18 protein-coding genes, 2 tRNA genes and 2 rRNA genes are annotated in these 23,053 nt (G+C 33.0%); 15 read left to right on the plus strand and 7 right to left on the minus strand.

From position 1 onward, the window contains the following. Window positions 1-19: 19 nt before the first annotated feature. From CW733_RS07375 to CW733_RS07390, 4 genes are read left to right on the plus strand one after another with little or no spacing between them, the layout of a single operon-like run. Window positions 20-1,948 carry a BatA and WFA domain-containing protein gene (locus tag CW733_RS07375; RefSeq protein WP_100996588.1) on the plus strand — a complete coding sequence of 643 codons (1,929 nt, stop codon included), beginning with the start codon at window positions 20-22 and terminating at the stop codon, window positions 1,946-1,948. Next, window positions 1,945-3,195 carry a dihydroorotase family protein gene (locus tag CW733_RS07380; RefSeq protein WP_100996589.1) on the plus strand — a complete coding sequence of 417 codons (1,251 nt, stop codon included), beginning with the start codon at window positions 1,945-1,947 and terminating at the stop codon, window positions 3,193-3,195. Before CW733_RS07375 ends, CW733_RS07380 begins: the two co-directional genes overlap by 4 nt. A gap of 2 nt (window positions 3,196-3,197) precedes the next feature. Next, entirely contained in the window at window positions 3,198-3,527 is a 330-nt protein-coding gene (locus tag CW733_RS07385; RefSeq protein ID WP_100996590.1) for a hypothetical protein, read from the plus strand. Continuing rightward, a complete protein-coding gene (locus tag CW733_RS07390) occupies window positions 3,527-4,174 on the plus strand; it encodes an alpha/beta hydrolase (RefSeq protein ID WP_100996591.1) in 648 nt (215 codons plus the stop codon). The genes CW733_RS07385 and CW733_RS07390 overlap by 1 nt, the downstream gene beginning before the upstream one ends. A gap of 253 nt (window positions 4,175-4,427) precedes the next feature. Here CW733_RS07390 and CW733_RS07395 read toward each other — a convergent pair whose 3' ends face one another. Both CW733_RS07395 and CW733_RS07400 read right to left on the minus strand, forming a co-directional pair. Then, window positions 4,428-4,928: a hydrolase gene (locus CW733_RS07395; protein ID WP_100996592.1), complete on the minus strand. Its 501-nt coding sequence runs from the start codon at window positions 4,926-4,928 to the stop codon at window positions 4,428-4,430. Window positions 4,929-4,968: 40 nt separating this feature from the next. Next, on the minus strand, window positions 4,969-5,736 hold the full coding sequence (locus tag CW733_RS07400; protein ID WP_100996593.1) for an MBL fold metallo-hydrolase: 768 nt from the start codon (window positions 5,734-5,736) through the stop codon (window positions 4,969-4,971). Window positions 5,737-5,829: 93 nt separating this feature from the next. Between CW733_RS07400 and CW733_RS07405 the strand changes: the two genes are divergently transcribed. From CW733_RS07405 to CW733_RS07455, 11 genes are all read left to right on the plus strand, one after another. Then, the gene (locus CW733_RS07405; protein WP_100996594.1) at window positions 5,830-7,281 is read left to right on the plus strand and encodes a nicotinate-nucleotide adenylyltransferase; all 1,452 of its coding nucleotides are present in this window, start codon (window positions 5,830-5,832) and stop codon (window positions 7,279-7,281) included. 250 nt (window positions 7,282-7,531) lie between these two features. Further along, the gene (locus CW733_RS07410; RefSeq protein WP_100996595.1) at window positions 7,532-7,954 is read left to right on the plus strand and encodes a hypothetical protein; all 423 of its coding nucleotides are present in this window, start codon (window positions 7,532-7,534) and stop codon (window positions 7,952-7,954) included. Window positions 7,955-8,156: 202 nt separating this feature from the next. Then, window positions 8,157-8,834, plus strand: coding sequence for a tRNA (guanosine(37)-N1)-methyltransferase TrmD (trmD, locus tag CW733_RS07415; protein WP_100996596.1), 678 nt, complete (start codon window positions 8,157-8,159; stop codon window positions 8,832-8,834). 184 nt (window positions 8,835-9,018) lie between these two features. Further along, window positions 9,019-9,504 (plus strand): GyrI-like domain-containing protein, encoded by a 486-nt coding sequence (locus CW733_RS07420; protein ID WP_100996597.1) that lies wholly within the window; start codon window positions 9,019-9,021, stop codon window positions 9,502-9,504. Window positions 9,505-9,839: 335 nt separating this feature from the next. Then, window positions 9,840-10,193: a 50S ribosomal protein L19 gene (rplS, locus tag CW733_RS07425; RefSeq protein WP_100996598.1), complete on the plus strand. Its 354-nt coding sequence runs from the start codon at window positions 9,840-9,842 to the stop codon at window positions 10,191-10,193. An 882-nt stretch (window positions 10,194-11,075) separates the two neighbouring features. Further along, window positions 11,076-11,648, plus strand: coding sequence for a pentapeptide repeat-containing protein (locus CW733_RS07430; RefSeq protein WP_100996599.1), 573 nt, complete (start codon window positions 11,076-11,078; stop codon window positions 11,646-11,648). Between the two features lie 167 nt (window positions 11,649-11,815). Beyond that, complete coding sequence (locus CW733_RS07435; protein ID WP_100996600.1) at window positions 11,816-14,035, plus strand: NADP-dependent isocitrate dehydrogenase; 2,220 nt, start codon at window positions 11,816-11,818, stop codon at window positions 14,033-14,035. A 260-nt stretch (window positions 14,036-14,295) separates the two neighbouring features. Further along, entirely contained in the window at window positions 14,296-16,671 is a 2,376-nt protein-coding gene (locus CW733_RS07440; protein ID WP_100996601.1) for a TonB-dependent receptor, read from the plus strand. A gap of 2 nt (window positions 16,672-16,673) precedes the next feature. Further along, on the plus strand, window positions 16,674-17,489 hold the full coding sequence (locus CW733_RS07445) for a DUF4249 family protein (protein WP_100996602.1): 816 nt from the start codon (window positions 16,674-16,676) through the stop codon (window positions 17,487-17,489). Between the two features lie 222 nt (window positions 17,490-17,711). Continuing rightward, window positions 17,712-18,539, plus strand: a complete 828-nt coding sequence (gene murQ / locus CW733_RS07450; protein WP_100996603.1) for an N-acetylmuramic acid 6-phosphate etherase — start codon at window positions 17,712-17,714, stop codon at window positions 18,537-18,539. Further along, window positions 18,529-18,771: a DUF6095 family protein gene (locus CW733_RS07455; RefSeq protein ID WP_100996604.1), complete on the plus strand. Its 243-nt coding sequence runs from the start codon at window positions 18,529-18,531 to the stop codon at window positions 18,769-18,771. Before murQ ends, CW733_RS07455 begins: the two co-directional genes overlap by 11 nt. Here CW733_RS07455 and CW733_RS07460 read toward each other — a convergent pair. From CW733_RS07460 to CW733_RS07480, 5 genes are all read right to left on the minus strand, one after another. Then, window positions 18,768-19,277 (minus strand): hypothetical protein, encoded by a 510-nt coding sequence (locus CW733_RS07460; RefSeq protein WP_100998733.1) that lies wholly within the window; start codon window positions 19,275-19,277, stop codon window positions 18,768-18,770. The genes CW733_RS07455 and CW733_RS07460 overlap by 4 nt on opposite strands. A 249-nt stretch (window positions 19,278-19,526) precedes the next feature. After that, a 5S ribosomal RNA gene (gene rrf, locus CW733_RS07465) occupies window positions 19,527-19,634 on the minus strand. A gap of 133 nt (window positions 19,635-19,767) precedes the next feature. Beyond that, window positions 19,768-22,588: ribosomal RNA gene (locus CW733_RS07470) — 23S ribosomal RNA — on the minus strand. A gap of 157 nt (window positions 22,589-22,745) precedes the next feature. Continuing rightward, a tRNA-Ala gene (locus CW733_RS07475) sits at window positions 22,746-22,819 on the minus strand. Window positions 22,820-22,902: 83 nt separating this feature from the next. After that, window positions 22,903-22,976 (minus strand) — tRNA-Ile (locus CW733_RS07480). Window positions 22,977-23,053: the final 77 nt, after the last annotated feature.

Below are 23,053 nucleotides of genomic sequence, written 5' to 3' on the forward strand. Positions count from 1 at the left end.
TGCTTAATCAAAATTAGCAATGCAGTTTAAAAATCCAGAACTTCTTTACGCCTTATTATTACTGCTAATCCCAATTATTGTTCACTTATTTCAGTTACGTAAATTTAAAACAGAAGCGTTTACTAACGTTGCTTTTTTAAAGAAAGTCTCTTTACAAACGCGTAAAAGTGCTCAAATAAAAAAGTGGCTAACGCTATTAACAAGAATGGGTATTCTTGCTGCAATAGTTATTGCTTTTGCGCAACCTTTTACATCAAAAAACAAAACTTTTAATACTAAATCGGAGACTGTAATCTATCTAGATAACTCTTTTAGCATGCAAGTAAAAGGAGATAAGGGCGAATTACTAAAACGTGCTGTAAGCGATATTATTAGTAGTGTTCCAGAAGATGAAAACATCTCGCTTATTACAAATGATAATAGCTTTAGAAACACAACTGTAAAAGCCATTACTAATGATTTGTTGCAACTTAACTACTCTACAAACCAATTGCCTTACGATGCTGCTTTGCTAAAAAGTAAAAAGTACTTCTCTAAAAACGATAATACCATTAAAAACTTAGTGTTTATTAGCGATTTTCAGCAAAAAGAAACCAATTTTAGTGCTAAAGGAGATGAGAATACCAACCTTAATTTAGTACAATTAAAACCTGTTAGTAATAGTAATGTTACTATTGATAGTGTTTACATTTCTAAAAGAACATCTAGCAATATAGAATTAACGGTTAGCCTAAAAAACAATGGTAATACAATAGAAAACCTTCCTATTTCTTTATATAACAATGGAAGTTTACTCACTAAATCTTCGGTTAAAATAACAGATAAAGCAACTACTGTTTTTACCTTACCAACAAATGAGCGTATTGATGGAAAAGTAACTATAGAAGATGTTAACCTTCAGTTTGACAACACATTGTTTTTTAACATTAATAACAACTCTAAAATTAATGTTTTAGCTATTAATGAAACTAAAAACGATTTCTTAAAAAGCATATACACAGCAAACGAATTCAACTATAAAGCTACTGCTTTTAATCAGTTAAATTATAGCGATATTACCAATCAAAATCTTATTGTTTTAAACGAGTTAAAACAAATACCAAGTTCTTTAACAACGGCTTTAAAAGCATTTACAAGTAATGGTGGTATTTTGGCTGTTATTCCTTCCGAAGAAATTAATATTCAAGAATACAACAACCTATTATTAAGTTATAACCTTGCTCCTTTTTCTAAACTTTCTAAAATAGAAAAACGATTAACAAACATAAAGTATTCGCATCCTTTATATAGTGATGGTGTTTTCGAAAAACGTGTTTCTAATTTTCAATATCCTAAAATAAAATCTTACTATCCTCAAAATTTAGCAAATGCATCAGCAGTACTAACGTTTGAAGATGACAAACCTTTTTTATCAGAAAACAATAATGCGTTTGTATTTACTTCTGCTTTAAACAGAAAGAACTCCAATTTTCAAGATATTAATTTAATTGTACCAACTTTTTACAACATCTCGAAGCTCAGTTTAAAACTGTCTAATCTATATTATACCATTGGTAAAGAAAACACTTACGATGTAGTTACAGATTTGCAACAAGATGCCGTTTTAACTTTGGTTAATGATAATGCAAACGTAATACCGCAACAACAATACTTTAATAATAAAGTAGCAATTACAACAACAGATACTCCAGAAAAAGCTGGAATTTACAATGTAAAGAACAAGGCTGAAATTATAGAAAATGTGAGCTATAATTACAATAGAAACGAGAGTAATTTACTCTATCAAAACTTCTCGAATCTAGATAATGTAACGGTTAGTAATTCAATTTCAGAAGTTTTTAATACTATAAAGAGTGATAATAAAACAAACGAGCTATGGAAATGGTTTGTTATTTTAGCATTAATACTTTTAGTTTTTGAAATGCTCATCTTAAAATATTTTAAATGAACGTACTTATAAAATCTGCAACAATAATTGATTCTAAGAGTGATTTTCATAACACCACTCAAGACATTTTAATCGAGAAAGGCAACATTTCTAAAATTGCCAAAACCATTGAAAACACAAACAATTACAAAGAGATTAATCTTGACAATCTACATGTTTCTCAAGGTTGGTTCGATAGTAGTGTGTGTTTTGGAGAACCTGGTTTCGAAGATCGAGAAACTATAGCAAACGGATTAAAAACGGCTGCAAAGTCTGGTTTTACAACTGTTGCTATGCAAGCCAACACCAATCCAATTATCGATACAAACTCAGCAATCGCTTTTATTAATATGAAAGCCCAAAATAATGCTGTAACCTTATTACCAATTGGAGCATTAACTAAAAATAGCGAAAGCGTCGATTTAGCTGAGTTGTATGATATGAGTACAGCTGGAGCTGTTGCCTTTTCAGATTATAAAAAACCTATTACCAATCCTAATTTACTTAAAATAGCTTTACAATACGCTAGTAATTTCGATGGTTTAGTATGCTCTTTCCCTCAAGAAAACAGAATTTCTGGTAATGGTGTTATGAACGAAAACATAACAAGTACAGGTTTAGGATTAAAAGGAAATCCTAGTCTAGCCGAAGCTTTACAAGTCGCTAGAGACTTATACTTATTAGAATATACAGGAGGAAAATTACATATTCCAACAATCTCTACAACAGAATCTATAGATTTAATACGAAACGCCAAGAAGAAAAAACTAAACGTAACGTGTAGTGTTGCAATACACAACTTGTGTTTAACAGATAGCGAATTAGAAGATTTCGATACACATTACAAAGTGCTTCCTCCTTTACGAACACAAAGCGATATCGATGCTTTAATTGAAGGCATAAAAGATGGCACAATAGATATGGTTACTAGCGATCACAATCCTGTAACAATAGAAAACAAAAAAGTAGAATTCGATTATGCAGACTACGGAACAATAGGCCTTGAAACAGCTTTTGGAGCTTTACAAACACTCTTTTCTACTAAAAAAACTGTACGATTACTAACAAAAGGAAAGTCTAGGTTTAATGTTGAAACCTCTACAATTACTGAAGGAAACAAAGCCGATTTAACCCTATTTAATCCAGACACAAAATACACGTTTACTACAAAAAACATACACTCTACCTCTAAAAACAGTCTCTTTTTAAACAAAGACTTAAAAGGTGAAGTTTATGGTATAATAGCAAATAACAAAACTGTTTTATAAAAATGAATAAAGAAACCATAGAAGAAGGAAAAACACTTGCAATAATTAGCTACTTAACATTTATAGGTACTTTTATTGCTATTTTTATGAATTTTGAAAGAAAGAATCCTTTTACAAGCTTCCACCTTCGTCAAATGATAGGCTTAATACTTATGCTTATTATATCTAACGTTGTAGAAAAATACGTTAACAGCACATTTGGGTCAATTTTATGGCTTGTTACATTTTCAAGCTGGCTATATGCAATAATTTTTGCCATAAAAGGTGAAGCAAAATTAATTCCTTTTGTTGGTGAGAAATTTCAGCAATGGTTTAAAGACTTAGGTAACTAATGCCAAATTTATCTCTAACTCACGTAATACGCGAATCGTCTTTAAAAGACAATGCGCCACTTCTTATTTTATTTCATGGTTATGGTAGCGATGAAAACGATTTGTTTTCTTTTGCTAGCGAACTACCAGAAGAATTATTTATTGTTTCGGCAAGAGCTCCTTACCCAATGCAACCTTATGGTAATGCTTGGTATGCTATTAATTTTGATGCAGATAAAGGCAAATGGAGTGATAATGAACAAGCAATAGAATCTAGAGATTTAATTGCTAAATTTATAGACGAAGTAATAGCTAAATATCCTGTTAATAAAGACAACGTATCGCTTTTAGGTTTTAGTCAAGGTACTATTTTAAGTTATGCAGTAGCACTCACCTACCCAGAAAAAATTAATAACATTATTGCTTTAAGTGGCTATATTAATGACGATTTGTTTGAAACGCAACCAGAAGCAAACTACAAGCATTTAAACTTCTACTGTTCTCACGGTTCTGTGGATCAAGTTATACCTGTAGATTGGGCTAGAAAGTCTCCAGAATTTCTTTCGGCTTTAAATATTAAACACAAATATTCTGAATTCCCTGTAGGTCATGGTGTTGCTCCACAAAACTTTTACGAACTTAAAGAATGGTTAACCAATTTACTATAAATCTTTAAGTACTTAACCTTAAGATAGCATATTACATATTATTCAATAACATGTTTTTGTGTAATTTAGTAGAAAAATGCACAATTAATTGTGAAAAATCGTAATCATTAATACTTATTATTTAAAACATACTTTTCTCACCAAAAAGGATGTTTTATGATACTATATACCTATGCCGATAAAATAACACTAGAAGGTTATAATACAAATGGAGAATATACAGTGAGCACTAATTATTTTAATGTAAACTAAATTACATAGGATTTAATAAAGATTCTGAAACCCTAAAATTAAGTTCGCCTTTGTCGTTAAGCGAATAAACAACTAGCATTTCTCCCCAAAGTTGTCCATCGGTAAAATCGGCAATAATCCATTTATGGTTTAAAACTCTAATCGAATTTATTAAAATTTTCTTTCCGGTTGTAGAAGCATAAGGCACTAAAGGATGTTGGTCTCCTTCATATTCGTTTTGCGCATACAAAGCATCTTTAACAGTAATCATTAATTTTTCTACATCGTAACCTTGCTTTAAAAAGTAGTCGTAAGAATACTCGTTATAATCGAAACTAAATTGAGACAAACTATTAATATCATCTTTTAAAGTTAAAATAGAATCTCTGTATTTTACTACTTGCTCCTTAGAATTTGCTACTCTAACATTACTATCGTCAAATATTTTTTTCGAGTTAATATAATTGAATAACAACAATAAAACCGAAAATATAAACAGGTACATAAAAATGCGATTCTTCATAATAATAAAAAATTAAATGGGTTTTTTAAAAATAAATATATTAGTTAGCAATGTCTATTGTAAGCCCATCGTAGGCTAAAAAAACGTTCTCTGGTAATTTTTGTTGTACTTCGTCATGAAATCCTAAATGATGACTAATATGAGTTAAGTAGGCTTTTTTTGGTTTTAATTCTGAAATAATAGCTAACGCCTCAGCTAAATTAAAATGCGAAATATGTTCTTTTTCACGCAAGGCATTAAGCACCAAAACACCCAAATTTTCAAGCTTTAGTTTTTCGGCTTCAGCAATAGTTTTCATATCTGTGAGGTAAGCAAAATTGCCAAACCTATAACCAAAAACTGGCAGTTTATAATGGAGTCCTTCAACAGGAATAATCTCTAAACCATTAATAGTAAATGGCTCGTTTTTAACTTCATTTTGAATAAGATTTGGAACACCAGGATACTTTATTTCCGAAGTAAAAATATACTCAAAACGTTGTTGTAACTCACCTAAAACACGATTATGAGCATAAATATCAATATCTCCTTGTCTAAAAAAAAACGGACGAATATCGTCTAATCCAGCAGTATGGTCTGCATGTTCGTGTGTAAAAATTACGGCATCTATTCTTTCTGGATTAGCACGTAACATTTGCTGTCTAAAATCTGGACCGCAATCCACAACAAATGTAAAATCTTGCCATTCTACTAATATAGAAACACGCAAGCGTTTATCTTTAGAGTTAGCACTTAAACAAACAGGATGTGTACTGCCAATTACTGGTATACCTTGTGAAGTTCCTGTACCTAAAAATGTAATTTTCAATATCAGTGTTATTTATCACAAAAGTAAGATATTTTTTTTGTTTGCTTTAGTTATTTAATACCTTTGTACGTAAGTAAAACAATGCTTGAAACTATGGAAATTACACTAAAAGGAGACAAGGATATAGAATCTATTCCTTCACTTAAAGACAAAGCACTTCGTATTAATTTAAACGAGAATATATACGGAACTTTTTCCGAAATTGGTGCTGGACAAGAAACTGTACGTCAGTTTTTTAGAGCAGGTGGTGGTTCTGGAACCATAGCCAAAGCAATGTCAGCTTACGATAAAGATTTTAGTGATGCCATTTATGGTATTGAAGACGATAAACGCTATGTAACCGAAGCACGTTTACGTAAAATGTTAGATCACGAGATGAACCTAACAGAGCAACGTATTACTAGAGACAAGCATCCTCATAAAATGTTTTTTAGTTACGCCAATACGGTTGCAACTATAGATTTTGCTAAAAAATACAAAGGACACGGTTGGGTTGGTATTAAATACCAAGTTGATGCAGACCAAGAATATAACGAGATTGTTTTACACATTCGTTTTAAAGAAAACGATGCGCGTTTACAACAAGAAACTTTAGGTAAATTAGGTACAAACCTTATTTATGGCGCTTTTTACAAGTATAACCAACCTAGAAAATTACTACGCTATTTATACGATCATTTAGATAAAGACCAATTAGAAATTGATACTATTAATTTCTCAGGTCCAGTTTTCGAGAATGTAGATAACCGTTTAATGAGTTTACAACTTGTTAAAAACGGAATGACAGATGCTGTAATGTTTGCTCCAGATGGAAATAACGTATTACCAGCAAGAGTACTTTACAAACGTAACATTTTAACACTTCGTGGAAGTTTTAGACCAGTTACCAAAGTAAATATGGACATGTATAAAAAATCTTTAGACATGTTTTTAAAAGAAAATAAGGTAGACGAAGATAAAACACAAGTTATTTTCGAAATCACATTGTCTAACTTACGTGCAGAAGGAGAAATAGACGAGCAAGATTTTATGGATCGCGCAAAGTTATTATGTTCTTTAGGGCAAACCGTATTAATATCTAATTTCCAAGAATACTACAAACTAGTAGAATACTTCTCTCAATACTCTAAAGCTAGAATGGGCTTAGCAATGGGAGTAAATAACTTAGTAGATATTTTCGACGAGAAATACTACAGACATTTAAGTGGTGGAATACTAGAAGCCTTTGGTAAACTATTCTTTAAAGATTTACGTGTGTATTTATACCCAATGGAAAACGAAGATGGTACACTAACCACAAGCGACAACCTAAAGGTACATCCACGTATGAAAGAGCTTTACAAGTTCTTTAAATATAATGGTAAAGTAGTAGATATTACAGACTACGATCCTGCTACTCTAAATATTTTTTCTAGAAAAGTGTTAAGCATGATTAATAAAGGTGAAGACGGTTGGCAAAGTATGTTGCCAGAAGGTGTAAGCAAATTAATTATGGAGAAAAGCTTATTTGGTTGTGAGACTGAAGAGGTTACTAATAGAGAATAATTTTTGTTTTTATAACGCTTTCGCGGAAGGCAATACTGCTGGATTCTTGCAGTTTTTTCATAGTGTAAACTCTGTATTGCAATATCATTTTATGCGCTCATGTCTAAGTCTTTATATTGAAAATCAAGAAAATAAAAACTTGACTTTGTGAAAAAAAATGACGAAATTCGAAATTAATATAACGTTGAATATAATGCATTGAAACGGAATCATATTCTAGAGACATTACCCAACATTTGAGAAATACTGTATGAAAATAGCTGAATTTAATGTTAGATGTTATGTTTGTTGGAAGCAATTTTTAATTCCTTGTCTTTCTGAATTTAGTTATGGAGAGTTTCTGTTTGTGAATTATAAAACTCGAAAATTTAGATACTTTAACTACTTCGAAAATGAAAACATAGAAAAAATAGTAACTGCAAAACTGAATTCTGACTCTACTTTTGAAAATGAAAACAACTATAAAAAAAGAGATATTCGTTTAAAATTAATCGCAAAATTGAGTGATGGAGAATTTGAACCAATATTTAGTAATGTGAAATGTCCAAGATGTAAAATCGGATTTCACAGTATGCCGAATAATAGAAGTGGAATGACAAACATTGAGAAATTGACTTTTAAAATCACTAATAAAAAATCGATGGTCGAAACTATAAATGAACTATCACTTTGAAAAAAAACGTTGGGTAACACCGTGTATAATTAATGGCTAGTTTTAGCTTGCTTACGAAAATCCTCGCGGATTTTCTATTCAGTATTTATTTATTAACTTAGTTGCTTAAACACGCCACTAATCATACACAATACCGTTATATTAATTTCGAAACTCCTCAAAAAACAATCCCTTTCATCAGTATAATTTCACATAAAACATAATGAGAATAGACATAATTACCGTTTTACCAGAATTACTAAAAAGCCCGTTTGATGCCTCAATATTAAAACGCGCAATAGACGCTAATTTAGTTTCGGTTCACTTTCACAACCTAAGAGATTACACTACAGATAATTACAAATCTGTAGACGATACTCAATTTGGTGGTGGAGCTGGAATGGTAATGACCTGTGAGCCTATAGACAAATGTATTTCGGCTTTAAAAGCAGAACGCGATTACGACGAAATTATCTACATGACTCCAGATGGCACTACCTTAAACCAAGGTATTGCAAACCATTTATCTTTAAAAGAAAATATAATAATTCTTTGTGGTCATTATAAAGGTGTAGACCAACGTGTTCGCGATATGTTTGTAACCAAAGAAATCTCTATTGGAGATTACGTATTATCTGGTGGAGAATTGGGAGCAGCTGTATTATGCGATTCAATAATTAGACTAATTCCTGGTGTTTTAGGAAATGAAACTTCTGCACTTACAGACAGTTTTCAAGATAATTTATTAGCACCACCTATTTACACAAAACCTAGAGACTATAAAGGGTTTAAAGTTCCAGAAATATTATTTAGCGGTCATAAAGCAAACATTGAAAAATGGAGAGAAGATCAAGCCTATAAAAGAACTCAAGAACGAAGACCAGATTTATTAGAAGATTAGATTTGATTGTTGGTTTGGTTGAATTTCTCGATTAACTCGGCAATTAGAAACTATTCATTCGTCAGTTCGAGTGAAATTGCTTTTTTGCAATTTTGTATCGAGAACTATTACATTTGTCAGTTCGAGTGAAATTGCTTTTTTGCAATTTTGTATCGAGAACTGTTATATTTCCAAAAAACTTAAAATGAAGCAAGTTCCAAACATTGTAACTTTAGAGAACAAAAAACTAGTTGGACAATCTATTGAAATGTCTTTAGTAGAAAATAAAACGTTTGAATTGTTTTCTAGTTTTATGCCACAACGTAAGGAAATTAAAAATGCTTTAAGCACAGATATATTTGAAGTGTTACTATATGATAATAACTACCTCGAAAATTTTAATCCAGCAAATACATTCACAAAATGGGCAAGTGTTGCAGTAGAAAACTACAATACTATTCCAGAAGGTATGAAAAATTTAAACCTAGATTCTGGTTTATACGCTGTCTTTAATTACAAAGGCTTACCTAAAGACTTTGGTGTATTTATGTCTTATATCTATACAAATTGGTTACCAAAATCTAAATACCAACTAGACCAAAGACCACATTTTAATCTCTTAGGCGAGAAAGCAAAACGTAACAATCCAGATTCTGAAGAAACGGTTTGGATTCCTATAAAACTTAAATAATTTCGTCATTGTGAGACGTAACACAGTAATGGTGTGGCAATCTCTTTATTAGAAAAAATTATTATAATAAAGAAAGCTTGTCATCGCAGCACATATTAAATTATGAAAAAGGATTTAAGTGTTAAGGATTGAACAATTGTTGGAGCTCATCTTTGATAGCGACTTGTGAAAGCCTGACTTTTTGAGCTATTTTCAAGCTTAAAAAGGAACACCCAAAAAAATTAAATAATACGTTGTAGATTAGTAATTAATACTTATTTTTGCATCCAATTTCGGGTTAACCTCTGGCGATATACGTGAATGTTGTTCTGGATTAATAATAAAAAACAATAAAGATGGAATCTTTAATTAAATTTGTACAAGACGAGTTTGTACCAAAAAAGGACTTTGCAGAATTTTCAGCTGGTGATACAATTACTGTATACTACGAAATTCGTGAAGGTGAAAAAAGTAGAACACAGTTTTTTAGAGGTGTTGTATTACAAAGAAGAGGATCTGGTTTAACAGAGACTTTTACAATTAGAAAAATGTCTGGAACAATTGGTGTAGAGCGTATCTTCCCAGTTAACTTACCTGCATTACAGAAAGTTGAAGTAAACAAAAGAGGTAAAGTTCGTAGAGCTAGAATCTTTTACTTTAGAGGTCTTACTGGTAAGAAAGCTAGAATTAAAGAAGCGAGAAGAAAATAATCTACTCCTTATAAATAGTATTAAAAAGCCTAACTCAATCGAGTTAGGCTTTTTTGGTTATTAACAAATGTTAATAACACAGGTTTATAACTAGTTGATAAGTAGCGTGTTAAAAACACTTGTTATATTGAAGTTATAATGTACTTTAGTAAAACAATTAATAACAACCTTGTGTTGGTTACTGCTTAAAAACGGTATTTATATATAATTGATTTTAAAACTTTGTTATGAAAATAGCTAATGAGTTTTAAAATAAGTACTTAAATTTAACTTTTAAGTATTGATTGTTTTTTGAGGTTTTAAAATACCATATGTAGTTATGACAATTATAAAACCATGATATTTTAAAAATTACAGTATGTCTAGGCAGATTGTAGTAAGATAAATTGAAAGTTTTCGGATAAGTAATACAGATCGAAAGAGAATACGAAAAGACGAAACAAGACTTTAAAACAAATACAACGTGCAAACGCGGTACACAAGTTAAAGTTTAAAGAAAAACAATTACAGGTGCAAGAGGCGTAACAGGTCAATACATTTTGAAAGTTACCCAAATGTGTCATTGATTTAACAGATTTTGAATCGAAAAAAAATGTAAAACTCCGGTTTTAAATTGAGTTAGTGAAAACTAAATAGATCAGTTGATGTTATCTCAAAAAAAGCCATAATTCTAATAGTTAAATCTATTGTGTTATGGCTTTTGTTTTTTAGTGAAACTCACTTCTAAAAAACCAAAGGCGTATTTAAAAGTGTTAGTAGAACTAATCCCAAGAAAGGTTGGGATATTTGTGTTATTCCTACGGAAGCAGGAATCTAATAAAAACTACAAGTAATTGTGGTTTCCTGATTCGAAGGAATATCAAAAAGCATTACTTTTATAAAATGAATCTTCCTTTAGTAACAGATAAAATATTCAAGTCCAAAGATTACACAACAAACAATTTACCAAAAGCAGAATACGATAACTGTACTTTTAGTAACTGTGATTTTAGTAATACCTATTTATCTGGATTCTCCTTTTTAGAATGTGAATTTATAGACTGTAACTTAAGTTCTGTTAAATTAGGAGAAACTTCTTTTAAAGAAGTACTTTTTAGTGATTGTAAATTAGTTGGCACTCCTTTTAATGAATGTGATACTTTCTTACTAGTAATGGCATTTAAAAATTGCCAACTAAATTTAGCTTCCTTTTATAATTTAAAACTAAACAACACGCTTTTTGAAAAATGTAAATTAGAAAGCACAGACTTTTCAAATACAGATTTAAAACAGTCAACTTTTAATAATTGTGATTTAAACCTATCCATCTTTGAGAATACAAACTTAGAAAAAGTAAACTTTTTAACAGCTTACAACTACTCTATCTCTCCTTCAAAAAACAAAATAAAAGGTGCCAAGTTTTCTAAAAACGAAATATTTGGACTTTTAAAAGACTATAATATTATAATTGAATAATTTATTGACCATAAAATTATCAATTTAATAAAATAAAAGACTAATAGTTATAGTCTTTAAAAAACCCATAAAGTCGTAGACTCCTCACTTTAAAATGGTGTTGAAATTTTGTATATTCGTAAACCGAAATTTTTTCGGAATATTAAGAATTTAAACATCGAATATATATGTCTACAACACCAAAAATCATTTATACAAAAACAGATGAAGCACCAGCTTTAGCAACACGTTCTTTTTTACCTATTGTTCAAGCCTTTGTAAAATCTTCAGGAATTGATATTGAAACTAAAGATATTTCTCTAGCAGCTAGAATATTAGCTGTCTTTCCAGACTTTTTAAATGATGACCAAAAGGTGAGTGACGATTTAGCTTTCTTAGGAGAATTAGCAAAAAAACCAGAAGCAAATATCGTGAAATTACCAAATGTTAGTGCTTCTCTTCCGCAATTAAAAGCAGCAATAGCAGAACTTCAAGAAAAAGGTTTTAAAATCCCTAGTTATCCAGATGAGACTACTAACGCTACAGAAAAAGATATACAATCTCGTTACGATAAAATTAAAGGCAGTGCTGTAAACCCAGTATTACGTGAAGGAAATAGTGATAGACGTGCACCAAAAGCAGTAAAAAATTACGCAAAAAAGAATCCGCATTCTATGGGAGCATGGTCTAAAGACTCTAAAACTCACGTTTCTACAATGACAGCTGGAGATTTTGCACATAACGAAAAGTCTGTGACTTTAACAGAAGCTACCACTGTTAAAATTCAGCATACAGACGAAAATGGAAAAAAGATAGTTTTAAAAGATAATTTAGCATTATTACAAGATGAAATTATTGATGCTACAATAATGAGTAAAACTGCTTTAATTGAATTCTTAGATGAACAAATTGAAGATGCTTTAGATAAAGGTGTTTTGTTTTCTTTACACATGAAAGCAACAATGATGAAAGTTAGTGATCCAATTATTTTTGGTCATGCTGTTCGTGTTTTCTTTAAAAGTTTATTTAAAAAGCACGGTAAAACATTCAAAAAAATTGGCGTTGATGTAAATAATGGTTTTGGAAACTTACTAAGTAAATTAAAAGAATTACCAGAAGGTTTACGTGAAGATATTAAAGAAGATATTCGTTACGCATTAGAACATAGTGCCGATTTAGCTATGGTAAATAGCGAAAGAGGTATTACTAACTTACACGTACCTAGTGATGTTATTATTGATGCTTCTATGCCAGCAATGATTCGTAACTCTGGACAAATGTGGAATGCAGATGGGAAATCTCAGGACACTAAAGCAGTAATTCCAGATAGTAGTTATGCTGGAATTTACACGGCAACTATAGATTTCTGTAAAGAAAATGGTGCTTTCGATCCTACAACAATGGGAACAGTTCCTAATGTTGGATTAATGGCTCAAAAAGCTGAGGAATATGGTTCTCACGATAAAACATTTGAAATGGCTTCTAACGGAAAAGTTGAAGTTATAAATGCTAAAGGAAAGGTTTTATTATCTCATGATGTTGAAACTGGAGATATATGGAGAATGTGCCAAGTTAAAGATGCACCAATTCAGGATTGGGTAAAGCTTGCTGTTACAAGAGCAAGAGCATCTGCAACTCCTGCAGTTTTCTGGTTAGATAAAAAGAGAGCTCACGATGCACAATTAATTAAGAAAGTAAATACATATTTAAAAGATCATGATACTAACGGATTAGATATACGTATCCTATCTCCTATCGATGCTACAATATTTACTTGTAAAAGATTAAAAGATGGAAAAGATACCATTTCTGTTTCTGGAAATGTATTACGTGATTATTTAACAGATTTATTTCCAATTCTTGAAGTTGGAACTAGTGCAAAAATGTTATCTATTGTTCCTTTAATGAATGGTGGTGGTTTATTTGAAACTGGAGCTGGTGGATCTGCACCAAAACATGTTCAGCAATTTACAGAAGAAAACCATTTACGTTGGGATTCTTTAGGTGAATTTTTAGCTTTAGCTGTTTCACTTGAGCATTTTAGCCAAGTAAATAACAACCCTAAAGCCAAAGTTATTGGAGATGCTTTAGATAACGCTACGGAAACATTATTAGAAAACAAAAAAGGACCTAGTCGTAAATCTGGTGAATTAGATAATAGAGGTTCTCACTTTTACTTAGCTATGTACTGGGCTCAAGAGTTAGCGAACCAAACTACAGATGGTGATTTAGCTAAAGAGTTTGCTCCTATTGCAAAAGAATTAGAAGCTAACGAAGCTAAAATTGTAAGCGAACTTAACGATATACAAGGAAAACCTGTAAATATTGGTGGCTATTACGAACCAAAAGAAGATTTAATAAATGCTGCTATGCGTCCAAGTAAAACGTTTAATAGTATTTTAGGATAATATACATAAATAGTAATGTCCTTTTAAAAGCTCCCTTTCTGGGAGCTTTTTTACGTTAAGGATTACACATCAATATTATTAAAATAATAAATTTTAAATACTTCTTAAGTGTAGCTTTGTTGAAACTTTAAATAGAGAGACTACCCAAAGACTATCTAAGAAATGTTTTTCTTCTAGTCTTGGTAACGCCCAAATATATGTTAAACAATTCCTGAAAAAATTAAGTTTTACTTAACTTTACCTAAATAAATTTGCTATAAATGTATCAATCAAAATCAATCGCATTCTTACTCTTTTTTTTTAGTTGTAGCTTTCTTTTAGCTCAAGAAAAATTCACCCTAAGTGGTGTTATTCAAGACGAAAACACTAACGAAACCTTAATAGGTGTAAATATTCTGTTTCCTGAGCTTAACACTGGAACAACAACTAACGAGTATGGATTTTACTCCATTACTTTACCAAAAGGTGAGTATAAATTAGTACTAAGTTATATTGGGTATTCAGACAAAACTGAAACAATAATATTTAATGAAAATTTTAAAAAAAATATTTTTTTAAATGAAGCTACAGAGAGTCTCGAAGAAGTAATAATTACAGAAAACATTGAGAAACTTAGCATTAGAAAACCGCAAATGAGCGTTAATGCACTTTCTGCTTCTACAATAAAACAAATTCCTGTTGTGCTTGGTGAAGCAGATGTTTTAAAAGCAATTACATTATTACCTGGTGTTACAAATGCTGGAGAAGGATCATCTGGGTTTAATGTTCGTGGTGGTGCTGCAGATCAAAATTTAATTCTCTTGGACGAGGCTACTGTTTTTAATTCTTCTCATTTATTTGGTTTATTTTCTGTGTTTAATCCAGATGCAATTAAAGATTTAAAATTATATAAAGGAGGTATTCCTGCTCGTTATGGAGGACGCGTTTCTTCGGTTTTAGATATCTATCAAAAAGAAGGAAATAGCAAGGAGTTTCATGCCAATGGAGGAATTGGTATTGTGTCTAGCCGCTTATTAGCCGAAGGTCCTTTAAAGAAAGATAAAGGTTCCTTTTTATTAGGTGGTAGAAGTTCTTATGCTCATCTATTTCTACCTTTATTCGATCTTGATAATGTTGCTTATTTTTACGATTTAAATACAAAATTAAGCTACAAATTAAACGAGAATAACAACGTTTACCTCTCTGGTTATTTTGGTAGAGATGTATTTAATTTATCTGATAGTTTCGAAAACACCTACGGAAATACAATTGTAAACTTTAGATGGAATCACTTATTTAATGACAAACTATTTTCTAATATGTCTCTTATTTATTCAGACTATTATTACGGACTAAATCTAGATTTTGTGGAGTTTAAATGGAATTCTGGTATTCAGAATTTTAATTTTAAGTACGATTTTAAACATTATATAAGCAATGATTTCAAGTTACAGTATGGTTTAAATAGCATCTATTATAAATTTAATCCTGGAGAAATAGAACCTTCTACTCCAGATTCTGGAATAAACACACAAAAATTAATCGATAAGTATGCTTTTGAAAATGCTGTTTATATAGATGCAGAACATAAAGTATTAGATAACCTAACGCTTGCCTACGGTTTAAGATTAAGTACATTTCAACGTTTAGGCCAAAGTGAATTAAATATTTATGAAAATAATGAGGCCGTAATTTTTAACAACGAGTTTCAAATATATCAAAGTGCAGATGCTATAAGTACAGAATCTTCAAGCAGAAGTAAAACTATAAAAACGTTTGCAAATTTAGAACCTCGTTTTTCGGCAGCCTATCAATTTAATAGAAATGCATCGGTAAAGGCAAGCTATAATCGTATGTCGCAATACTTACACTTATTATCTAATACAAGCTCGCCAACACCATTAGATGTTTGGACTCCTAGTGGCAACTATATTAAACCACAAATTTTAGATCAATATGCAATTGGTTATTTTAAAAATATTAAAGATGGCGACTATTCTTTCGAAATAGAAAGCTATTATAAAGATGTGAAAAACAGAATCGATTATATTGATGGCGCAAATCTAATTGCAAACGACGCCATAGAACGCGTAATATTAAACGGAAAAGCTAGAGCTTATGGTTTAGAGGTCTTATTTAGAAAAAACGAAGGTCGCTTTAAAGGTTGGATTGCTTATACAATATCAAAATCTGAACAAAAAACCGAAGGTCGAAATCCTAACGAAACCGGAATAAATAATGGCAATTGGTATAATACAGGTTACGATAAAACTCACGATTTGTCTATTACTACAAGTTATAATCTAAATAAGAAATGGGATTTTAATGCAAATTTCCTTTTCCAAACAGGACAACCTACAACCTATCCAAACGGTCAATATACTTATAACAATATTGTTGTTCCAAATTATAGTGCGCGAAACTCTACACGTCTAACAAGCTATCATCGTTTAGATTTTTCTGCAACTTACACACCAAAACCTGAAAAAATTAAAGGTTTTCAAGGCTCATGGGTTTTTGGTTTATATAATGCCTACAACAGAAGAAATGCAGCTTCTATTTCTTTTGCTCAAAATGAAGATACAGGTAATAATGAAGCGACACGTTTATCCATTTTTGGTGCTGTACCATCTATATCTTATAACTTTAAATTCTAAAAATGAAAAACTCACTATACATCTTATTACTATTTTTTATGTTTTCGTCTTGCGAAGATGTAATCGAGCTAGAAGTACCAAATGCCGAAACACGTTTAGTAATAGATGCTTCATTAAATTGGTTTGAGGGTACAACAGGAACAAATCAATTTATCAAATTAACACTTTCTGCACCATTTTTTAATAATGAAATTCCACCAGCAACAGGAGCAACTGTTCTTGTTACAGATCAAAATAACAATATATTCAACTTTGTAGATTCTAATGCTAACGGTATTTACGAATGTTTCAACTTTAATCCACAAATAAATCAAGAATACGCACTAACAATTACTTACAATAACGAAACCTATATTGGCTCAGAAACCATGAAAAGTGTAACACCTATAGATTTTATAGAACAAGAAGACAATGGTGGTTTTTCTGGTGATGAAATAGAAATAAAAGCATTCTACACAGATCCTGCAGACGAAGAAAATTTTTACTTTTTCGAATTTAAAGAAGAATTCGAAACCAATCCTATGCTAGATGTTTACGATGATGAGTTTATAAACGGAAATCAAATATTCGCTTTTTACACCAATGAAGATACAGAAACAGGAAACGAGTTAATGATTAGAAATTATGGTATTTCAAGTCAATTCTACGAATTCATGAATTTACTATTACAGCAAACCTCAGATGGAGGTGGTGGACCATTTGAAATTCAACCAGCAACCGTTCGTGGTAACTGCATAAACCAAACTAATCCAGAAAACTTTCCATTTGGCTATTTTAGAGTATCACAAGCAACAGAAGTTATTTATATAATAGAGTGAAATAATTGGGGCGTTACCAACACATGCTAAAAAAGCATGTCTTCGTCGTGTCATCCACTATATCTTTTTCCGAACCAGTACCAAAACTTCAATAACAGACTTATTAATAAACTTAAAGTCTAAATATAAAATTAGTTTTCAAATTTAGAAAAAAGGATGCCGCTTCTACCACTAACGCAAATACCACACAACAATTAAACACAATTATCGTATTTTTGAATTATGACATTTGAAAAAACTACAGAAAAGGAATCTAATTATAATCATTTAGAAAAAATGAGCACATTAGAACTTTTAACAAACATAAACAAGGAAGATCAAACAGTACCATTAGCAGTTGAAAAAGCATTGCTACAAATTGAAAAACTTGTAGAGCAAATTGTTTTAAAACTAAAAAACGGAGGAAGACTCTTTTATATTGGAGCAGGAACAAGCGGAAGATTAGGTATTGTAGATGCTTCAGAATGTCCTCCAACATTTGGTGTACCGCATGAAATGGTTGTAGGTCTAATAGCTGGTGGAGATATAGCGATTAGAAAAGCTGTAGAGTTTGCCGAAGATTCTATAAATCAAGGATGGAAAGATCTACAAGAAAATAATATTTCTAAAAATGATGTAGTAGTAGGTATTGCAGCATCTGGTACTACGCCATACGTTATAGAAGCTTTAAAAGAATGCAACAATAATAATATTATTACAGGTTCAATTTCATGTAATAGTAAAAGTCCTTTGTCAAATACAGCAAATTTTCCTATCGATGTTGTTGTAGGACCTGAATTTGTAACTGGAAGTTCAAGAATGAAAGCTGGTACAGCTCAAAAATTAGTGCTAAATATGCTTACAACTTCTACTATGATAAAACTAGGCAAAGTTAAAGGTAACAAGATGGTCGATATGCAACTTAGTAATAATAAGCTGGTAGATAGAGGTGTTAAAATGATTATGTCAGAACTAAAAATTGACGAGCAAGAAGCAAAAAATCTTTTAAAGGTAAATCATAATGTAAGAGCATCAATAGACGCTTATAATTCTATAAAAAATGGAAACTAAAAAAACAGATAAAGATGTCCTAACAAAAGGTCTTAAAAAAATGGGGATATCTTTAGCACTAATGTTCCTTGGTCCATCATTTATATATATAGCTTTTAGTAATCAAGAAAAACCACTTTATATCCCTTTATTAATAATCGGAATAGTGGCTTGCATATCAGCAATTTACTTTGCTTTTATAGGGTTAAATACTATACTAGACAGTATGTTTAAAAGTAACAAGTCAAACTAATTCTTAACCAATACTCTTTCCTTTTTTGGTGTTGTAGGATTATATCCAAAATTAGAATCTTCAAAAGTAATATTAAGTCTATCAAGTATATAACCTATTATAGCATAATGGTGTATCGTATGGCTATTTGCTTGAGCCAATAATGCAGAATAAGTATAATCAATCTCTATCTTACCACAACCTAAATCGTCTATAACAATTATAGAATCTGTTAACTTACCTTCAACAGCTTGTAAGCTTTCAATAATTTTATTAAGATAATTACTCGCAGAATTACAGCAATTTTCCACGGTTAAATCTCTCTTTCTAGAAGTTAAATCAATCTTTCCTTCATTATTAAATTCTAAAGAACAATAATAAAAATCATATATATGTCGCAAGTGCGAACCAATACTAGAGTAGTATGGAGATACAGATGCATCACTAAGTTCTTCATTAGACAGTTTCAATAATAGATCTTTAGATTTCTGAAGAGTTAATAAAGATGATTCAATAATGTTATTCATATTTACGAATTTAATTAGAATTAATTGATTATTAAAATTAATCTCAACCATTAGTCGTTATTTAAGAATAAACATACAATAACTGACTATATTAATAAAGAAGTTAATATTTTTTTAGTGCTACTTTTCTTTCAATTATAGAGCAAGGCCTATCAACTTAAGTCTGTGGTATTCTAAATAGTTAAAGTATTTCAAAAAAGGTTTAAAACAAAAAAAATCCTCAACAAATAAATGTTGAGGATTCTCTAAAAAAGGCGACGACCTACTCTCCCACGAATGTAGTACCATCGGCGCAAATAGGCTTAACTTCTCTGTTCGGAATGGTAAGAGGTGAGCCCTATCGCAATAATCACCTTAAATCTTTCGGTGTGTGTAGTGATTTACATCATCTACTTAACCGTATAAAATAACATATTGAAAAAAGTACACTTAAGTGTATTAAACATGAAAATCGTAATAATATGTATTGTACTTAGTAAAAAAACAGGCGTACAATAAGCCTATGGGTTATTAGTATCACTCGGCTATGACATTACTGCCTTTACACCTATGACCTATCAACGTGGTAATCTCCCACGACCCTTTAAAGAAATCTCATCTTGTGGTGGGTTTCGCGCTTATATGCTTTCAGCGCTTATCCCTTCCCAACGTAGCTACTCTGCAATGCTCCTGGCGGAACAACAGATACACCAGAGGTTAGTCCAACTCGGTCCTCTCGTACTAGAGTCAGATCCACTCAAATTTCTAACGCCCACTGTAGATAGAGACCGAACTGTCTCACGACGTTCTGAACCCAGCTCGCGTGCCACTTTAATGGGCGAACAGCCCAACCCTTGGGACCTTCTCCAGCCCCAGGATGTGACGAGCCGACATCGAGGTGCCAAACCCCCCCGTCGATATGAGCTCTTGGGGGAGATCAGCCTGTTATCCCCGGCGTACCTTTTATCCTTTGAGCGATGGCCCTTCCATACGGAACCACCGGATCACTATGCTCTACTTTCGTACCTGATCGACTTGTAGGTCTCTCAGTCAAGCTCCCTTATGCCATTGCACTCTACGCACGGTTACCAAGCGTGCTGAGGGAACCTTTAGAAGCCTCCGTTACTCTTTTGGAGGCGACCACCCCAGTCAAACTACCCACCAAGCACTGTCCCTTCAATGAAGGTTAGACTCTAGATAAGCAAAGGGTGGTATTTCAACAATGACTCCACAACGCCTAGCGACGCCGCTTCAAAGTCTCCCACCTATCCTACACATTACTTATCCAAAACCAATACTAAGCTATAGTAAAGGTGCACGGGGTCTTTTCGTCCCACAGCGGGTAATCGGCATCTTCACCGATACTACAATTTCACCGAGCTCATGGCTGAGACAGTGTCCAGATCGTTGCACCATTCGTGCAGGTCGGAACTTACCCGACAAGGAATTTCGCTACCTTAGGACCGTTATAGTTACGGCCGCCGTTTACTGGGGCTTCATTTGATTGCTTCGCCGAAGCTAACAACTCCACTTAACCTTCCAGCACCGGGCAGGTGTCAGGCCATATACGTCATCTTTCAATTTAGCATAGCCCTGTGTTTTTGATAAACAGTCGCCTGGACCTTTTCACTGCGGCCACCCCGAAGGGTGGCGACCTTTCTCCCGAAGTTACAGGTCTATTTTGCCTAGTTCCTTAGCCATGAATCTCTCGAGCTCCTTAGAATTCTCATCCCAACTACCTGTGTCGGTTTAGGGTACGGGCTGCTTCTCTCGCTTTTCTTGGAAGTCGATTTGCTAGATTATCACCGCGACCGTAGTCTTAGTGTACTATCGAGGTGTTACCACTCTCTTCAACGCACAATTCCGTCTGTGCGCACTAACTTTTCGCCTCCGTCACTTTTAATGAGAGCAGGTACAGGAATATTAACCTGTTGTCCATCCACTACCCCTTTCGGGTTCGCGTTAGGTCCCGACTAACCCTCAGCTGATTAGCATAGCTGAGGAAACCTTAGTCTTTCGGAGTGCGGGTTTCTCGCCCGCATTATCGTTACTTATGCCTACATTTTCTTTTGTAGCTACTCCAGCATGCCTCACAGCACACCTTCAACGCCACTACAATGCTCCCCTACCACTTTTACAAGTCCATAGCTTCGGTAATATGTTTATGCCCGATTATTATCCATGCCGAACCGCTCGACTAGTGAGCTGTTACGCACTCTTTAAATGAATGGCTGCTTCCAAGCCAACATCCTAGCTGTCAAAGCAGTTCAACCTCGTTTATTCAACTTAACATATATTTTGGGACCTTAGCTGATGGTCTGGGTTCTTTCCCTCTCGGACATGGACCTTAGCACCCATGCCCTCACTGCTGATTAACATTTTATAGCATTCGGAGTTTGTCAGGAATTGGTAGGCGGTGAAGCCCCCGCATCCAATCAGTAGCTCTACCTCTATAAAACTATAAATCAACGCTGCACCTAAATGCATTTCGGGGAGTACGAGCTATTTCCGAGTTTGATTGGCCTTTCACCCCTACCCACAGGTCATCCGAACACTTTTCAACGTATATCGGTTCGGGCCTCCACTGTATGTTACTACAGCTTCACCCTGCCCATGGGTAGATCACACGGTTTCGCGTCTACCACTACTAACTAAAGCGCCCTATTCAGACTCGCTTTCGCTACGGATCCGTGACTTAATCACTTAACCTTGCTAGCAACGGTAACTCGTAGGCTCATTATGCAAAAGGCACGCCGTCACCCCAAAGGGCTCCGACCGCTTGTAAGCGTATGGTTTCAGGATCTATTTCACTCCCTTATTCAGGGTTCTTTTCACCTTTCCCTCACGGTACTAGTTCACTATCGGTCTCTCAGGAGTATTTAGCCTTATCGGATGGTCCCGACTGATTCATACAGGATTACTCGTGTCCCGCACTACTCAGGATACTGCTATCTTACTGCTCTTTACTTATACGGGACTATCACCCTCTATGGTTAGTTTTTCCAAACTATTCTAATTCATTACAGCTCAAATATCGCAGTCCTACAACCCCAGTAATGCCTTAACATTACTGGTTTGGGCTAATCCGCGTTCGCTCGCCACTACTAACGGAATCACTATTGTTTTCTTCTCCTCCGGGTACTTAGATGTTTCAGTTCTCCGGGTTTGCTCACCTTACGGTGTAACATGTCTTCAACATGCTGGGTTGCCCCATTCGGATATCTACGGATCAATTTGTATGTGCCAATCCCCGTAGCTTTTCGCAGCTTATCACGTCCTTCATCGCCTCTGAGAGCCAAGGCATTCCCCATACGCTCTTATTTAGCTTATTGTACTATTTGCTTTTTTAATGAGTTACATTACTAATAGTCGCTCGTGGCTAACTATTAGTATTTAATATTATTGTCATTGAGACGAATCTCAAATCTTTAATTTCATGTATCTTTTTTCAATATGTCAATGAACGTTTTTCAGTCTAAAACTGAATTGTGGAGAATATCGGAGTCGAACCGATGACCTCCTGCGTGCAAGGCAGGCGCTCTAGCCAGCTGAGCTAATCCCCCAATTATAAATTCCGAATATTGCATTCAGAATTTTATTATTTAGAATTGACAACTTCTAGAATTTCCTTTATTATAGTAGTTAGTAGTCTCAGGCAGACTCGAACTGCCGACCTCTACATTATCAGTGTAGCGCTCTAACCAGCTGAGCTATGAGACTCTACTATAAGTTTTATTTAAATTAACAGCAGGAGAATAAACAATTTTTTCCATATAAATATTCTTGGTCGTCTTTCT

The sequence above is a fragment of the Lacinutrix sp. Bg11-31 genome, from assembly GCF_002831665.1.
Lineage (GTDB): Bacteria > Bacteroidota > Bacteroidia > Flavobacteriales > Flavobacteriaceae > Lacinutrix.

Coding starts and splice junctions, on each gene's coding strand:
- CW733_RS07420 (WP_100996597.1), top strand. CDS start 9,019: ATGAAGCAAGTTCCAAACATTGTAACTTTAGAGAACAAAAAACTAGTT.
- CW733_RS07380 (WP_100996589.1), top strand. CDS start 1,945: ATGAACGTACTTATAAAATCTGCAACAATAATTGATTCTAAGAGTGAT.
- CW733_RS07385 (WP_100996590.1), top strand. CDS start 3,198: ATGAATAAAGAAACCATAGAAGAAGGAAAAACACTTGCAATAATTAGC.
- CW733_RS07410 (WP_100996595.1), top strand. CDS start 7,532: ATGAAAATAGCTGAATTTAATGTTAGATGTTATGTTTGTTGGAAGCAA.
- CW733_RS07445 (WP_100996602.1), top strand. CDS start 16,674: ATGAAAAACTCACTATACATCTTATTACTATTTTTTATGTTTTCGTCT.
- trmD (WP_100996596.1), top strand. CDS start 8,157: ATGAGAATAGACATAATTACCGTTTTACCAGAATTACTAAAAAGCCCG.
- CW733_RS07455 (WP_100996604.1), top strand. CDS start 18,529: ATGGAAACTAAAAAAACAGATAAAGATGTCCTAACAAAAGGTCTTAAA.
- CW733_RS07405 (WP_100996594.1), top strand. CDS start 5,830: ATGGAAATTACACTAAAAGGAGACAAGGATATAGAATCTATTCCTTCA.
- CW733_RS07440 (WP_100996601.1), top strand. CDS start 14,296: ATGTATCAATCAAAATCAATCGCATTCTTACTCTTTTTTTTTAGTTGT.
- rplS (WP_100996598.1), top strand. CDS start 9,840: ATGGAATCTTTAATTAAATTTGTACAAGACGAGTTTGTACCAAAAAAG.
- CW733_RS07460 (WP_100998733.1), bottom strand. CDS start 19,277: ATGAATAACATTATTGAATCATCTTTATTAACTCTTCAGAAATCTAAA.
- murQ (WP_100996603.1), top strand. CDS start 17,712: ATGACATTTGAAAAAACTACAGAAAAGGAATCTAATTATAATCATTTA.
- CW733_RS07375 (WP_100996588.1), top strand. CDS start 20: ATGCAGTTTAAAAATCCAGAACTTCTTTACGCCTTATTATTACTGCTA.
- CW733_RS07435 (WP_100996600.1), top strand. CDS start 11,816: ATGTCTACAACACCAAAAATCATTTATACAAAAACAGATGAAGCACCA.
- CW733_RS07390 (WP_100996591.1), top strand. CDS start 3,527: ATGCCAAATTTATCTCTAACTCACGTAATACGCGAATCGTCTTTAAAA.
- CW733_RS07395 (WP_100996592.1), bottom strand. CDS start 4,928: ATGAAGAATCGCATTTTTATGTACCTGTTTATATTTTCGGTTTTATTG.
- CW733_RS07430 (WP_100996599.1), top strand. CDS start 11,076: ATGAATCTTCCTTTAGTAACAGATAAAATATTCAAGTCCAAAGATTAC.